The organism is Nocardioides caeni, from assembly GCF_004912195.1.
GTDB lineage: Bacteria > Actinomycetota > Actinomycetes > Propionibacteriales > Nocardioidaceae > Nocardioides > Nocardioides caeni.
In genome coordinates this window covers 244,521-259,933 of sequence record NZ_STGW01000003.1, presented here as the reverse complement: position 1 = coordinate 259,933, position 15,413 = coordinate 244,521, and the positions used below count along the sequence as shown (strand labels likewise).

General features: G+C 71.7%; 13 protein-coding genes. 7 read left to right on the top strand and 6 right to left on the bottom strand.

Annotated elements, in window-relative coordinates:
* Window positions 1-123: 123 nt before the first annotated feature.
* Complete coding sequence (locus tag E9934_RS07110; RefSeq protein WP_136562189.1) at window positions 124-495, top strand: hypothetical protein; 372 nt, start codon at window positions 124-126, stop codon at window positions 493-495.
* Between the two features lie 14 nt (window positions 496-509).
* On the opposite strand, the gene E9934_RS07105 is transcribed toward E9934_RS07110, so the two are convergent.
* The 5 genes from E9934_RS07105 to E9934_RS07085 form a co-directional block, all read right to left on the bottom strand.
* Entirely contained in the window at window positions 510-1,226 is a 717-nt protein-coding gene (locus E9934_RS07105; protein ID WP_136562188.1) for a DJ-1/PfpI family protein, read from the bottom strand.
* A 91-nt stretch (window positions 1,227-1,317) separates the two neighbouring features.
* Window positions 1,318-1,812 carry a beta-class carbonic anhydrase gene (locus E9934_RS07100; RefSeq protein WP_136562187.1) on the bottom strand — a complete coding sequence of 165 codons (495 nt, stop codon included), beginning with the start codon at window positions 1,810-1,812 and terminating at the stop codon, window positions 1,318-1,320.
* A 9-nt stretch (window positions 1,813-1,821) separates the two neighbouring features.
* The gene (locus E9934_RS07095) at window positions 1,822-3,588 is read right to left on the bottom strand and encodes an MFS transporter (protein ID WP_136562186.1); all 1,767 of its coding nucleotides are present in this window, start codon (window positions 3,586-3,588) and stop codon (window positions 1,822-1,824) included.
* 7 nt (window positions 3,589-3,595) lie between these two features.
* On the bottom strand, window positions 3,596-4,378 hold the full coding sequence (locus tag E9934_RS07090; protein WP_158294953.1) for an LppX_LprAFG lipoprotein: 783 nt from the start codon (window positions 4,376-4,378) through the stop codon (window positions 3,596-3,598).
* Between the two features lie 4 nt (window positions 4,379-4,382).
* Window positions 4,383-6,902 (bottom strand): DNA gyrase/topoisomerase IV subunit A, encoded by a 2,520-nt coding sequence (locus E9934_RS07085; protein ID WP_136562184.1) that lies wholly within the window; start codon window positions 6,900-6,902, stop codon window positions 4,383-4,385.
* Between the two features lie 79 nt (window positions 6,903-6,981).
* Here E9934_RS07085 and E9934_RS07080 point away from each other — a divergent pair, with 79 nt between their 5' ends.
* From E9934_RS07080 to E9934_RS07060, 5 genes are all read left to right on the top strand, one after another.
* Complete coding sequence (locus tag E9934_RS07080) at window positions 6,982-9,705, top strand: bifunctional acetate--CoA ligase family protein/GNAT family N-acetyltransferase (protein ID WP_238694812.1); 2,724 nt, start codon at window positions 6,982-6,984, stop codon at window positions 9,703-9,705.
* Between the two features lie 31 nt (window positions 9,706-9,736).
* On the top strand, window positions 9,737-10,330 hold the full coding sequence (locus tag E9934_RS07075; protein WP_136562183.1) for a DUF5998 family protein: 594 nt from the start codon (window positions 9,737-9,739) through the stop codon (window positions 10,328-10,330).
* 7 nt (window positions 10,331-10,337) lie between these two features.
* Window positions 10,338-11,486: an alkaline phosphatase family protein gene (locus E9934_RS07070; RefSeq protein WP_136562182.1), complete on the top strand. Its 1,149-nt coding sequence runs from the start codon at window positions 10,338-10,340 to the stop codon at window positions 11,484-11,486.
* A gap of 86 nt (window positions 11,487-11,572) precedes the next feature.
* A complete protein-coding gene (locus E9934_RS07065) occupies window positions 11,573-12,106 on the top strand; it encodes a SigE family RNA polymerase sigma factor (protein WP_136562181.1) in 534 nt (177 codons plus the stop codon).
* Window positions 12,103-13,203, top strand: coding sequence for a hypothetical protein (locus E9934_RS07060; RefSeq protein WP_136562180.1), 1,101 nt, complete (start codon window positions 12,103-12,105; stop codon window positions 13,201-13,203). The genes E9934_RS07065 and E9934_RS07060 overlap by 4 nt, the downstream gene beginning before the upstream one ends.
* Before the next feature lie 21 nt (window positions 13,204-13,224).
* Here the strand turns inward: E9934_RS07060 and E9934_RS07055 are convergent, their stop codons facing one another.
* Window positions 13,225-13,908, bottom strand: coding sequence for a thymidine kinase (locus E9934_RS07055; protein WP_136562179.1), 684 nt, complete (start codon window positions 13,906-13,908; stop codon window positions 13,225-13,227).
* 159 nt (window positions 13,909-14,067) lie between these two features.
* On the opposite strand from E9934_RS07055, the gene E9934_RS07050 reads away from it, so the two are divergent.
* On the top strand, window positions 14,068-15,402 hold the full coding sequence (locus E9934_RS07050) for a lytic transglycosylase domain-containing protein (protein ID WP_136562178.1): 1,335 nt from the start codon (window positions 14,068-14,070) through the stop codon (window positions 15,400-15,402).
* The last annotated feature ends 11 nt before the right edge of the window (window positions 15,403-15,413 follow it).

Below are 15,413 nucleotides of genomic sequence, written 5' to 3'. Positions count from 1 at the left end.
GGGGGCCTTGCCGCAAGCCCCCCACTGCGCTATACCTTGGAGAGGGAAAGGACGTACGCCGTCCTTTCCCTTTTGTGTGTCGGCTGCGCGTCGGCCGGTCCATCGTCGAGGAGGTGCGCTGTGGTGGCGCGGACCAGGGCCTCGGTCGTGAAGACGCTGAAGGCGCGCGGCGCCAAGGCGCGCAAGGGGCATCTGCGTCTCGCGGTCGGTGACCTCTTCTGGTACGTCGACCCGCGGGTCGAGGGTGTCGGCGCCTCCGGGCGGCTGGTGCTCGAGGTCGGTTGCTGGACCCCCGAGCTTCCGCCGGAGCCCGAGGGCGGCGCCGTCGACTGCCCGCTGCTGGTCGACGTCGACCTCGGCGACGATCCGGTGGCTGCGACGAGCGCGCTCGTTGATCGGATCGGTCAGATCGGTGACCTGACCACTCTCGTCGCGCGGCTCGACGAGCTGTCGGGCGCGCTGGTCGATCGCCGCCTGCGAGAGCTCCTGGGCTGAGGGAAACCCTCAGGTCACCGGCGACGGCCGGAGCGGGCCCGTCGTACGGCCTGGTCCCAGAGGAGCCGGCCCGGGGTGGTCAGCTGGCCGGTGGCGGCCATGTCCTTGGCGAGGATCGCCGTCGCCGCGGCCCTGGTCCGCGGGGGTGCCTTCGACAGGTGCCCGGCGTCGTAGGGCGGTTGCGGGTCGTACTCGATGACCAGCTGGATCGCCTTGGCTCGCTCCTCGCCCGCGATCTCCCCGGCCAGCCAGAGCGCCATGTCGAGCCCGGCCGAGACGCCGGCGGCGGTGACGACCTTGCCCTCGTGCACGATCCGCTCGTCACCGACCGGCTTCGCGCCGAAGGTGCGCAGCAGCGGCACGCACGACCAGTGCGACGTCGCGCGCAGGCCGGTGAGGAGGCCGGCAGCGCCGAGGAGGACCGACCCGGAGCAGACCGAGGTCGTCCAGGTCGAGGTCTCGTGCGCCTGACGCAGCCACGCCAGCACCTTCTCGTCGCGGGCGTGCTCGGCCGACGTCATCCCGCCCGGCACGAGCACGACCTCGGGGGAGGGCGTCTCGTCGAACGTGTGTGTCGCGGCCACGGCCAGGACGCCGGAGTCGGCGTGCACCGGACCCGTCTCGTGCCAGAGGAAGCGCACCTCGGCATCCGGGAGCATCCGGAGCACCTCGTAGGGACCGATGAAGTCCAGGGACGTGAAGCCGGGGTAGAGCACGATGGCGATCTGCACGAGGGTTCCTCAGTTCGAAGGGTCAGGCGCCACAGATCAGGGCATGGCCTGATCCGTTGCCCCCGGGCCCGGCGAAGGCCTCAGCGGAGGCTCAGACCTGCTGCGAGAGCAGGCCCGTGTCGACGTCGTAGATGAACCCGCCGACCTTGATGTCGGAGGAGATCAGCGGGTGCGAGGTGACCCGGACGACGTCGGAGGCCAGCGAGGTCTCCTGGCCCGAGGTGATCGGAAGTCGCAACCAGGACGTGTCCTGGCCGGTCGAGGCGTCCAGCTTCTCGCGCAGGACCGCCTCGGGGTTGCTGGCGACGGCGCAGCGCGTGTGCGGCGCGATGATGATCCGGTTGACGTTGAGCAGGTGCACCGCGATGACGAGGGCGTCGAGCGTGAGGTCGTCGACGCGGCCGCCCGGGTTGCGCAGGATCTTCGCGTCACCGAGGTCCAGGCCGAGCATCTCCAGCGGCTGGATCCGGGAGTCCATGCAGGTCACGACAGCGACACCGGCCCGGGCGATGCCGTCGAAGCCGCCCTGGTCGAAGGTGGCTGCGTAGTCGTGGTTCGCCTTCAGCAGATCGTCGAATTCGCCCATGGGCACAGGTTATCCGGCTGCGCGGAGCGCTTCGGCAGTGTCCACCTCGCGGGTCCCGGCGCGGGCGAACAGCACCAGGGCCGCGACTCCCGCGAGGGCGGCCGCGCCTGCTGCGCCGACGAAGACGGCGTGCTCCTGGACGATCGCGAGGTCGACGGGATCCATGTCGGGGTTGTCCGCGCTCGCTGCATACAGCCGGCGCAGGCCGATGGTGGTCAGGGCCGAGATGCCGACCAGCATCCCGACCATCCGGGCCACGACGACCAGCGCGCTCGCCAGGCCGTGGGTGTCGTCGTCGGTGGTCGCGAGGATCGCGGCGTTGACGGGGGCGAGGGCGACTCCGAAGCCGAATCCGCCGAGCACCAGCGGGATGTTGGACGCGACGCCGTCGAGGCTGGTCGCGTCCCATTGCGCCATCAGCAGGAAGGACACCGTTGCGGCTGCCATCCCCGCTGCCGTGAGTACGCCGGCCGGCAGCCTCCGCAGCAGCCACCCTCCGACGATCGCCCCGATCGGCAGGGCGGCGAGGAAGCGCAGCAGCACCAGCGCCGCGTCGAGCTGGGATCGCTCGAGGTCCGTCGTGCGAGCGAAGAGGGGAATGTCGACGAGCGCGGCGATCAGGGCCCAGCCGACGAGGAAGCTGACGACCAGGGATCCCCAGGCGGGCGTGGCTCGCAGTGCCCCGCGCGGCACGATCGGCGACGTGGCGCGGCGCAGGTGGATGACGAGCAGGACCACTGCGATCGCTGATCCGGCCAGGAACCACGGCCCCTGCGGGGAGAACACCGCGACCTCCGGGTCGGCTGTCGCGAACGCCAGCACGATGCCGCCGAGTGCGATCGCCAGGAAGGTCGCGCCGACGAGGTCGGCCGCGACCAGGTGTCCCAGCCAGGTGCGCAGGTCGACCAGGGCCCGGGGGAGGAACCAGCACCAGAGCAGCAGCACGGCGAAGGCGGCGATCGCGATGATGCCGATCGGCGTGACCCAGCGGCTGCCTCCGTCGACGTAGGGGATGAACAGCTGTCCCCAGGTCAGGTCGCGTCGGAGCTCCACGGGTTGCAGGAACGTGATGGTGCCCGCCACGAGGGTGACGGTGAGGAGGAGCGCCGCGAGGAGTCGGGTGGCGAGGATGCGCCCGGGGGTCTCGAGACGGCCGTGGCCGGCCTCCTCGACCACCGGGAGGTCGTCGGGGCGGGAGCGGCCGAGGGCCTGCACGGCGACCAGGAGCAGGAGGCCGCCGGCGAGGTTGATCGCGAAGATGCCGCGCCAGCTGGTGAAGGAGATGACGACGGCGCCGAAGAGGGGGCCGAGGACGCTGCCGAACTCCTGGACCGCTGAGACCAGGCCGAGGGGGAGGCCGCGTCGCTCGACGGGATAGATCGCGGCGACCAGGGACATGGTGGCCGGCACGAGTCCGCCGCCGCCGACGCCCTGGAGGAAGCGGCCCGTGACGAGGCTGGGCAGGTCGTAGGAGATGGCCGTCACCATCGAGCCGATCGAGAACAGCAGGAGCGACATCGCCAGGACGGGGACTTGGCCGCGCAGGTCGGCGATGCGGCCGATGAGAGGCAACATCGCGACGTAGCCGAGCAGGAAGCCGGAGACGATCGGGGCGGCGCGCTGCAGCTCCTCGATCGGGATCCCGATGCTCGCCATCATGTCGGGCAGCGCGAGCACCACCACGTAGGTGTCGATCGCGGCGAATGCCACCGCGACGGCGCAGAACGTCAGCAGCAGCCGGTCGCGGGAGCCCGGCCGCGCGGCGGTGGCGTTCACTGGCGGCTCATCGGGGTGCGGAGATGTCCTTCGTGACGTCGTAGTCGGTGACCTCGATGTTGTAGGTGACCTCGTCGGCGTCGGGGAAGAACGAGCCGGTCATCTGCACGGAGAACAGCCGTCCGTCGCCGTCGACCCGGTAGGTGACGTCGTAGGAGTCGTCCTCGGCGCAGGGGAGGATCTCGCGGATCGCGTCGCCGGGAGCCGTGCCGGTGAACGGGGTGAGCACGAGCTTGTTGTCGGTGCCGCCGCGCTCGCCGTCGCCCTCCTCGAGGTCCTCGCTGCTGGTCAGCACGTTGCCGACACCCGTCTCGGGGTCGATCAACAGCGCCGGGTCGGGGGCGCAGAGGTCCTCGGGCTGGTATTCGTCGGTCCACCCGACGATCGGGACGTCGACCCACAGGGTGCCGTCGACCGAGACCACGGAGATGCCGCTCGCCTCGAAGCCGGAGACGCGGCCGCTGACGCTGCCCTCGAAGGCGGACGGGTCGGCGACGATGGTCCCCGAGGCCGCCGAGAGGTAGTCGACGCCGGGGTCGTCCCCGGTCTCGAGCGTCACGGCGACCCCGGAGGTCTCGTCGAGGATCGCCTTCGCCGCGGTCATCACCTCCGCAGGCGTGATGTCGCCGTCGTCGTCGGCGTCGATCTTGTCGTTCTTGGTGGGGCTCTCGTCGTCGCCGGAGCACGCACTCAGGGCCGAGAGGGCCAGGAAGCCGGTGAGGACGCCGGCCGCCAGGCGGCGCGCACGGCGGGTGGGACGGTGGGACATTCCGGTCCTTCCGGTGGTCATGACGTCACCCTGACACATCGCCGGGTGGGGGGCTCGCGATGTCGGCCGAATCGGCGGCGAGGGTCGCGACGAGAGGGCCGGCCGCGGCGGCGAGGGCCTGTGGTCCGGGAACGCCTGAGCCGTCCCGGCGACCGGTCGCCTCGGGCAGGTCGACCGGCGCGCCGCTGGCCGCCGTGCCGCGGGCCGGCGCCGGTCCGGCCCAGGCGAAGACGAGCGTGTCCTCGCCCTTGAGGAAGCGGTGGCAGCGCACGCCGCCGGTGGCCCGGCCCTTGGCGGGGTACTCCCAGAAGTCGGTCACCTTGACCGAGCCCGCCTCCGTGCCGGGCAGTGCCGTCGACGACCCGGAGGCCGTGACCAGGACGACGCCGCCGGGCGCGTTGAGGTCGAACGCCCCGAACCAGACCACGCGCTCCCGGTCGGTCACCCGGACACCGGCCATGCCACCTCCGGCGCGACCCTGCGGACGCACCGCGTCGGCGCCGAAGTGCAGAAGCTGGGCGTCGGAGGTGATGAAGCACAGCTCCTCGGTGCCGGTGCGCAGCTCGACCGCACCAACGACCTCGTCGTCGTCCTTGAGGCCGATGACCTCCCACTCGTCCTTGTTGAGGACCTCGGGGTTGACCCGCTTGACCACGCCCTGCCGGGTCCCGAGCGCGAGGCCGGGACCGTCGGTCGCCAGCGTGGTCAGGGCCAGCGCCCGCTCGCCGGCCTGGAGCTCCAGCACCTCGCTGAGCGGCAGCCCGCCCTGCAGGTTGGGCTCGTTGGCCGACGGCGGGATCGCCGGCAGGTCGAGTACGGCGATCCGCAGCACCCGGCCACGGGAGGTCAGCACGCCGACGTCGGCTCGGGCGGTCGTCCGGACAGCCGAGACCACCACGTCGTGGTTGGCGCGCCCGCCCCCGGTGCCGATCTCCTCGACGGTGCTGGTCCGGGCGAGCAGGCCCGTGGAGGAGAGCAGCACGAAGCACGGGTCGTCGGCCACCTCCAGCGGGGCGGCCGCGGCGGCGACGGCCGTCGTACCGGCGGACTGCAGGAGGACCGTGCGGCGCGGCGTCCCGAAGGTCTTCGCGACCTCGCCGAGCTCGGTGGAGACCAGCTTCTTGAGCAGGGACTCGTCGGCGAGGATCGCGTCGAGCTCCTCGATCTGCTGGCGCAGCTCCGCCTGCTCCTTCTCCAGCTCCAGACGGGAGAAGCGGGTGAGCCGGCGCAGCTGCATCTCGAGGATGTATTCGGCCTGCGCGTCGGACAGGTCGAAGACGCTCATCAGCCGCTCCTTGGCGGCCGCCGAGTTGTCGCTCGTGCGGATGACCTGGATGACCTCGTCGATGTCGAGCAGCGCGACGAGCAGTCCGTCGACCAGGTGCAGCCGGCTCGCGGCCTTGTTGCGGCGGAATTGCGAGCGGCGACGGACGACGTCGTAGCGGTGCTGGAGGAAGACCTCCAGCAGCTCCTTGAGACCCAGCGTTCGGGGCTGGCCGTCGACCAGTGCGACATTGTTGATGCCGAACGACTCCTCCATCGGTGTCAGCTTGTAGAGCTGCTCCAGAAGGGCCTCGGGCACGAAGCCGTTCTTGATCTCGATGACGAGCCGCATGCCGTTCTCGCGGTCGGTGAGGTCCTTCATGTCCGCGATGCCCTGGACCTTCTTGGACTGGACCAGGGTCTTGATCCGCTCCATGACCTTCTCGGTGCCGATGCCGTAGGGGAGCTCGGTCACGACGATGCCCTTGCGGCGGCCGACGGTCTCGATCCGGGCGGTGGCGCGCATCTTGAACACGCCGCGACCGGTCTCGTAGGCGTCGCGGATCCCGTCGAGACCGACGATCTTGCCGCCGGTGGGCAGGTCGGGGCCCGGGATGAAGCGCATCAGCCCGTCGACGTCGGTCTTCGGGTGCTGGATCAGGTGGCGCAGCGCCTGCACGACCTCGACCAGGTTGTGCGGCGCCATGTTGGTCGCCATGCCGACCGCGATGCCCGTCGTGCCGTTGACGACCAGGTTGGGGATCGCCGCCGGAAGCACCGTCGGCTCGTATTCGCGGCTGTCGTAGTTGGGCTTGAAGTCGACGGTGTCCTCGTCGATCGACTGCGTCATCGCCACGGCCGGCGGCGCCATCCGGGCCTCGGTGTAACGCATCGCTGCCGGCGGGTCCTCGCCACCGGGGGAGCCGAAGTTGCCGTGACCGTCGACCATCGGCAGCCGCAGCGACCACGGCTGGGCGGTGCGGACCAGGGCGTCGTAGATCGCGCCGTCGCCGTGCGGGTGCAGACGACCCATGACCTCACCGACGATGCGGGCGCACTTGGAGTGGCCGCGGTCGGGGCGCAGACCCATGTCGTTCATCGTGTAGAGGATCCGGCGCTGGACCGGCTTGAGACCGTCGCGGGCGTCGGGCAGCGCACGCGAGTAGATGACCGAGTACGCGTACTCCAGGAACGACGACTGCATCTCGTCGCGGATGTCGGTGTCGAGGATGTGCTCCTCGAAGTCGTCCGGGAGGGGATCGGACTTGGTACGCCGTGCCATGGGCTCCATTCTTCCGGGTGGGGCCGACCGGCCTCACGCAGGGCGCGCCGGATGCGAGGCCCTCCGATAGATTTCTCCCGTGACTTCCGGCGATGCGACCCCCACCGAGGAGATCGAGGCACCTCCGGCCCACTGGGAGGGCGATGTCCTGCTGCGGGACGGCCGGACCGCGCACATCCGCCCGATCCGGGCCGAGGACGACGAGCTCCTCGTGACGTTCTACGCCCGCGTCTCCGACGAGTCGAAGTACTACCGCTTCTTCTCCCCGATGCCGGTGCTCTCCGAGCGCGACGTCCGCCGCTTCACCCACGTCGACCACCGGGACCGGGTGGCGTTCGTGCTGGTGCTGCAGGAGCAGATGATCGCCGTCGGTCGCTACGACGTGGTCGCCGAGGGCGAGGCGGAGGTGGCGTTCCTCGTCGAGGACGGCCACCAGGGGCGGGGCATCGCCCAGCTGCTGCTCGAGCACCTCGCCCAGGCCGGGCGGGAGCGGGGCGTCGAGCGCTTCATCGCCGAGGTGCTGCCCGACAACTCCCGGATGATCCAGACCTTCCGCGACGCCGGCTACCGCGTCGTCAGCGGCTACCACGACGGCGTCATCACCCTCGAGTTCCCGATCGACCCGACCGACACCGCCATCGGGGTCATGCACGATCGCGAGCACGTCGCCGAGGCCGCCTCGATCCACCGCTTCTTCCACCCGCGCTCCGTCGCGATCATCGGTGCCTCCCGCCGCCAGGACACCATCGGTCAGGTCCTCGTGCGCAACCTGGTGACCGCCGACTTCGGTGGACGGGTCTATGTCGTCAACCCGAGCGCCCCGGCGGTGTCGGGCATGCCGGCCTACAAGAACGTCAACGAGATCCCCGACGACGTCGACGTCGCGATCGTCGCCGTCCCCGCCGAGGCCGTCACCGAGGTGGTCCTCGACTGCGCCAACAAGGGCGTCCACGGCCTCATCGTCATCTCCTCCGGCTTCGCCGAGACCGGGGAGGAGGGCCGCAAGCGGCAGCGCCACCTCGCCGGGCTGTGCCGCTCCTACGGCCTGCGCCTGATCGGTCCCAACTGCCTGGGCGTCCTCAACACCGACCCCGCCGTCCAGGTCAACGCCTCCCTGTCGTCGGTCATGCCGGCTCGCGGACGCGCGGGCTTCTTCTGCCAGTCCGGTGCCCTCGGCTCCGCGATCCTCGAGAAGGTCAAGAACCGCGGCCTCGGCATCTCGACCTTCGTCAGCGCCGGCAACCGCGCCGACGTCTCCGGCAACGACCTCCTGCAGTACTGGGAGGAGGACGACGCCACCGAGGTCGTGATGATGTACCTCGAGTCGATCGGTAACCCGCGCAAGTTCTCCCGGATCGCCCGCCGGGTCTCGCAGCGCAAGCCGATCGTCGCGGTCCGCTCCGGTCGCACCACCCAGGGTGTGCCGATGGGACACGCGGTCCGACGCATCAGTGCCCCGCCCGCCGCCGTCGACGCCATGTTCCGTCAGGCCGGGGTCATCCAGGTCGACACCCTCGACGACATGTTCGACGTCGCCCAGCTGCTGGCCCACCAGCCGCTGCCACGCGGGCGTCGGGTCGCCATCGTCGGCAACTCCGACGCCCTCGGCCTGCTCGCCGCCGACGCGGCCTCCGCCGTCGGGCTGGTCGTCAACCGCTCCGTCGCCCTCGGAGCCGACGCCACCGCGGAGGACTTCGAGGACGCGCTCGACGATGCCATCGACGATCCCGACATCGACTCCGTCATCGCCGTCTACATCCCGCCGCTCGACATCTCCGGCGAGGAGGTCGCCAACGTGCTCGCGGCGGTCGGTGAGCAGTCCGACAAGCCGCTCGTGTCCTCGTTCCTCGGCGCCGAGGGCGTGCCCGAGCTGCTGCGCGTGCCCGACGTCGCCGGGTCGTCCGCGGGACGTGGCTCCGTGCCGTCGTACCCCGCGGTCGAGGCGGCGGTGCGGGCCCTGGCGCGCGTCGTGGAGTACGCCGTGTGGCTGAAGGCGCCCGACGGTGCACCGGCCGAGCCGGCCGGGATCGACACCCGCCATGCCCGCAGGATGGTCGAGCGGGTCCTCGCCGACCCGGAGGTCGCCGCGAGCGGACGCGAGGTCGAGCTCGACCAGCGTCAGGTGAGCGCGCTGCTGTCGGCCTACGGCATCGAGCTGTGGCCGACGGTGCCCGTGCGTGACCTGGACTCCGCCAGGGCCGCGGGTCAGGAGCTGGGCTGGGACGTCGTCCTCAAGTCGACCCTCGCCTCGCTGCGCGAGCGGCCGGACCAGATCCACGTGTGGCGCAACATCGAGGACGACCACGACATGGCCGAGGCATGGGAGGCGCTGGAGCGGGTCGTCGACCCGGGGACGGGCCAGTTCGTCGTCCAGCGCAACGCCCCCACGGGCGTCCCCATCGCGATCCGCACCTTCGAGGACCCGCTGTTCGGGCCCGTCGTCTCGTTCGGCATCTCCGGGCCGGTGATCGAGCTCCTCGGCGACTGGTCCTACCGCATCCCCCCGTTGGACGACCACGAGGTGGCGGCCATGGTGCGGGAGGTGAAGAGCTCGCCGCTGCTGTTCGGCTACCGCGGCGCCGAACCCGTCGACGTCGCGGCGATCGAGGAGCTGATCGCACGGGTCGCGGAGCTGCAGAACGACCTGCCGCAGGTCAGTTCGCTCGAGCTGTCGCTGGTCCTCGCCGGTGTCTCCGGCGCCCGCGTGCTCACCGCGGCGGCCCGGGTGGCGGCGGTCAAGGACCCGCGGCCGGACTCCCTGGTCCGCCGGATGCCCGACCTCGTCACGACGATCCCCGATTAGCGGCGCGCGTGCCGCGTGCGAGGATGCGGGCATGTCTCCAGCACGCGCCCGCGCCGGTGAGGAGCGCGACCGGCTCGCCGATCTCCACGACGCGATCCAGCGCACCGGCTACTACCCGGAGGTCGTCGCCGACGCCGTCGTCGACGCACTCGGCGGTGAGCCGGTGGTGTCCTACTACGTGCACCACGAGCCCACCTTCGAGCGCGACGAGGTACGTCGTCATCAGACCGTCATCCTCGTCACGCCGAGCCGGCTGATCCTGGCCCACACCGACGAGCACGCAGGAGACGATCTCCTCCCGGAGCCCTACACCTCGACGTCGACGGAGGCCGTGAGTCTCAGCGCGGTCGCGTCGGTGGTCGTGACGCGGATGACGTCGAACCCGACGGCCGGCCCGCGCCCGCCCGCGGAGGCCGTCCTCACCATCGGCTGGGGCGCGGTCAGTCGCGTGGACCTCGAGCCCGCCGCGTGCGGCGACCCGCAGTGCGACGCCGACCACGGCTACACGGGCTCGGTGACCGCCGACGACTTCTCGCTGCGGGTCTCGGCGGCCGCCGACGGCCCCGACGCCGTCGGGGGGCTGCTGTCCTTCGCGGCCTCGCTCTCAGCACTGACGCGCGGCTGACGCGCCGATGTCATCAGAGCAGCTCGACGCCGCCGACTTCTGCGAGCCGGCCTACGGCGCCCGGTCGCTGGGAGACGTCGTGCCGGCCGCGGCACGGGCGCTCGGCACCCCCGTCGGCGTGACGCCGTCGGCGCTCGAGCTGCCGAGCGCGCCGGCCTACGTCGTCTTCCTCATCGACGGTCTGGGTGCACGCCTGCTCGAGCGCCACGCCCACGTGGCGCCGTACCTGTCCTCGCTGCTGGCGACCTCGACCCCCGCGACCGCCGGTGTCCCGTCGACGACCTCCACGTCGCTGACGTCGCTGGGGACCGGCCTGCCGCCGGGCTCCCACGGGCTCGTCGGCTTCACAACGCGCATCCCCGGCACCTCCGAGCTGCACAACGCGCTGCTGTGGGACGGCAACGTCGATCCGACCGAGTGGCAGCCACACACCACGACCTTCTCGACCCTGCAGGCGTCCGGGGTGCGGGTGACGGTCGTCAACAAGCGCGAGTTCAACGGCAGCGGCCTCACCGTCGCCGCCCACCGCGGTGCGGACTACGTCGGTGTCGATCGGGTCGGCGAGCGGATCGCCGCGGTCGTCGCGGCCTCCACGCCGCGCGCCGGCCAGGCGACGCTGACCTACGTCTATGACGGCGACCTCGACTGGACCGGTCACCGCTGGGGCGTCGCCTCCAGTCCGTGGCTGCAGCAGCTCGCCATGATCGACCACGAGGCGGAGCAGCTGCGCGAGGCCCTGCCCAGCGACCGGCGCCTGCTCGTCATCGCCGACCACGGCATGGTCGACGTCGGGAAGGACGACCGCGTCGACATCGCGACCCACGACGACCTGCGCGCCGGGATCGCCCTCGTCGGCGGCGAGGCCAGGTTCCGTCACCTCTACTGCACCGGTGGCGCCGTGCCCGACGTCGTCTCCACCTGGCGCGAGGTGCTGGGGGAGCGGGCCGAGGTGCTCACCCGTGCGGAGGCCATCGGCCGTGGCTGGTTCGGGCCGGTCGACCCGACGGTGCTGCCCCGGATCGGGGACGTGGTCGTGGCCAGCCGCGGCGAGTTCGCGGTGCTGTCGTCGGAGGGCTTCCCCTATGAGGCCCAGCTGATCGGCATGCACGGGTCGCTCACACCCGACGAGATGCTCATCCCGATCCTGGTGGACTGACGGGCCGAACGAACCTTTCGTGTGTCTCGCGTCGTCTGAAGGGATGATCGAGGGGCAGCGGGCCGTCGACCGTCCTGAGGAGCGACATGTCAGCTCGCGACCGCGCCGGCTTCACGGAGTTCGTGGCGGCGCGCTCCGGGGCGCTCCACCGCGCCGCCTACCTGATGGTCGGCGATGTGGGCCTCGCCCAGGACCTCGTCCAGGAGGCACTGACCAAGACCTACGTCGCCTGGCCGCGCCTGCGCCGTCTCGAGTCAGCGGAGGCCTACACCCGCAAGGCGATCACGACGACCGCTCTGACCTGGTTCAGGAAGCGCAACTGGAACACCGAGCGTGCCACCGGGACGGTTCCGGAGCGGATCGCCGGCGGACATGAGGAGGCCGTGAGCACTCGCCACGCCCTGCTCGCCGCGCTCGACCAGCTGCCGCCGCGACAGCGCGCGGTCGTCGTACTGCGCTACTACGAGGACCTCACCGAGCGGCAGACCGCCGAGCTCCTCGGCTGCGCGGTCGGGACGGTCAAGAGCCAGTCGTCGGCCGCCCTCGCCCGACTGCGGGACATGGTGGGCGAGGGCCTCGACATCGATGACCTGCTCGACACGGAAGGGGCACGCGCATGACCGAGAAGCTGAAGGACCTGATGGACAGTGCGGCAGACGTCGACTTCCTGCCGGTCGACCTCGGTGCCGTCGTCGAGGCGGGTGACCGTGCCGTGCGTCGCCGACGGCTCGCGGTCGTCGCAGGCGCCGCTGCGGCGGTGCTCCTGGCGGGCACCGTCGCGCTGGCCTGGCCCGGTCCGGACCGCGCAGAGGACCCACCGGTGCTCGGCTCACCCACGCTCGAACCTGCCTGGGTCGTGGGGGAGACCCTGCACACGCCGACCTCCGCCTTCGACCTGGGTTTCGACCCCGTGTCCTTCGTGCGGACCGCAGTGGGATGGGGCTTCCTCGACCGGGACGGCAACGCCTTCAGCCTGGTCGACGGTCAGCTGCGTCAGATCGGTCGCGGCGCCTCAGGCGACGCGGCGCTGGTCGCCGACGAGACCGGCGCGTGGGTCGGCTGGTTCGACTCGACCGGGGCTCGGCCGGCGATGGTGTCGGTCGACATCAGCACCGGCGAGACGGTGCGCTTCGATGACCACGTCGACGGTCCCGGGAGGGAGGAGTTCCTGTTCGGGTCGCCGCTCTACTTCGACATCGACGACGGCATCGGCTACTGGATCGATGACCGCGGTGTCGTCGCGGCGGATCTGCGGGACGGCTCCGACCGCGTCGTGACCCCCAATCGGGACGCCCGATGGATCGTCGACGTCACCCAGGGTCTGATGGTCCGCCTCGTCGAGGGTGCCGAAGGTGACGAAGGCGCCGACGTCGGCACCGAGGTGGTCGACGGCGACCTCGGTGTGGTGCTGCCCGTCGAGCCGGGACGCTACGTCGGCTACCTGTCCCCGGACGCACGCTGGGTCAGCGCCGGAGAGACCTCCCCGACCGTCGTCGAGATCGCGACCGGCGAGGAGCGCCCGCTCGGTGGGGGTGCGCGAGACGCCGTCCCGTTCGAATGGCTCGATGCCGACACGGTGGTGCTGTTCAGGGAGGGCCAGGGGACCGACACCCTCGACCTGCTGACCTGCACCGTGCCGTCCGGGACCTGCGACGTGGTGGTCTCCGACCTGCCCGCCCAGGACGTCAACCTTCCCGGCGGCGGCTACCTGGGCTGATCGGGTGCGGACCGGGAGAGGTCAGGCGAACGGCAGCGGCTCGTGCGAGAGGCTCACCGCACGGGCCCGGGCCGCGGTCAGGCGGCGTCGGTGGTGCTGACGGCACAGCACCTCGTAGGCGATCTCCACGTCGTCCTCCGGGCCGTCGTCGAGGGCGGGCGCGATCCCGTCGTCGCCGTCGATGTCGCCGACGACCACGACCTCGCCCTCGGTGACCATCACTCCGTCCTCGGTGCGGGCGTTGTGCGTCGCGCGCTTGCCGCACCAGCACAGCGCCTCGACCTGGAGGACCTCCGTGCGGTCGGCCAGCTCGACCAGGCGGGCGGATCCCGGGAACAGGCGGGTGCGGAAGTCGGTGAGGATGCCGAAGCAGAAGACGTCGATCTGCAGCTCGTCGACGATCTTGGCGAGCTGGTCGATCTGCTCGGGGGTGTAGAACTGCGCCTCGTCGCAGATCAGGTAGTCGATCCGCGCGCCCTGGGTGAGCGCATCGACCGTGGTGCGCCAGAAGTCGAGCTCGGGGTGCACCTCCTGCGCATCCGCGGTCAGGCCGAGCCGGGACGACACGGTGGCGATCCCGGCTCGGTCGTGCGAGGTGAAGAGCCGGCCGATCCGCCCGCGTGCCGCGTGGTTGTGGTTGGTCTGCAGCGCCAGGGTCGACTTGCCCGCATCCATCGTCCCGGTGCGGAAGGTCAGCTCGGCCATCCGCGCATCCTCTCATCACGGGTTCGCGGTCGCGGGGTGGGCATCCCTCGGATCAGAGGTGTGTCCACGTGGCGCCGATGTCGCGATTCCCCTGCGCTGTCGCGGCTTCCGGCGTTCACTTGAGGCCACTGGGGTTGCGACGACGAGGAGGTGGCGGACATGGGGATGTCCACCCGCACGACCCGGTCCGCGTGGGCCCGCTGGTGTCGTCGTACGTCGCTGGCGGTCGTGGTCGCGACGGCGCTCGCCATCGCCCTCGCCGTGACCGGTCTGGTGAGCCCGCCAGGCTTCATCGACGGCTCGGCGCCCGTCAGCGCCGACGGCGTCAACCCGAGGTCGACCGCCCCCGAGGCGCCCGAGGAGCCCGCCCCGGCGGTCGCGACCGAGGAGGACGTGGCGAGGCCCGTGCCGGTGGCCTCCGTCGGCCGCTACGGCGGCGGACTGCTGGCGGTGCCCGCCCCGGCCGTGGCGGCCTACCAACGAGCCGCGACGATCATCAACCTGACCGCGGAGTGTCACCTCGACTGGATCGTCCTCGCCGCGATCGCCCGGGTCGAGTCCGACCACGGCCGTGGTGCCGACGGCCGGCACCGGATCGACCGCTCGGGCCGAGTGCGGCCGGCGCTCGTCGGCGCGCCGCTCAACGGCCGCGGGGGGCGGGCAGCCGTGTCCGACACCGACGGCGGCAAGCTCGACCGGCGCAAGCGCTGGGACGCGTCGGTCGGGCCGTTCGCCCTGCTGCCGACGACCTGGTCCAGCGTCGCCGTCGACGGCGACGGTGACGGCGTGCGCAACCCGCAGGACTTCGACGACGCGGCGCTCGCGACCGCGGTGCTGCTGTGCGCCAGTGGCCGCGACCTGTCCCGCCCGCGGGTCCTCGCGAAGGTGTTGCGCGACCTCCACCCGGCCCGCGGCTATGCCCGAACCGTCCTTGCCCTGGCCGCGCGCTATGCGGAGGAGATGGCGAGCGCACCGACACTGCTCGGCGGCCCGGCGACGGTCACCCAGCTGTCGGGGATCGGCAGCGTCGCCGCCACCACCGCCGTCGACGAGATGTGCCGCTGCGCCGACGCCGTCCGTGCGCTCCTCGGTCACGACACGGGCCCGGCGCCCACCGACGGTCCGGCGCCGAGCGGTGCTGCCGGTGTCCGGCCCGGGGACGGCGCCGGACCCGGTGGCGGGGGTGGTGGCGCGGGTGATGGCACCGCGGGGGATCCCAGCCGCGACGTCGACCCGGTCGCAGCCCCCGAGCCCCAGCCGGAGCCCGAGCCCGAGCGGGAGCCCGAGTCGCCGCCGGTCGACGTGCCGGCCGACCCGGAGCCGGTCGAGCCCGAGCCGTGCACCGAGCCCGAGCCGACGGCGGAGGCGGGCCCGGCGGACGGGACCTGCGGCGGATCCTCCGGGGGCGGTGGGGACGTGCCGCCCGACGACGGTGCGACACCCGCGTCGGCGGCGGTCGAGGAGGCGCTGCCCGCCGCTGATCCCTCGGCCTGATCGTCTACTGT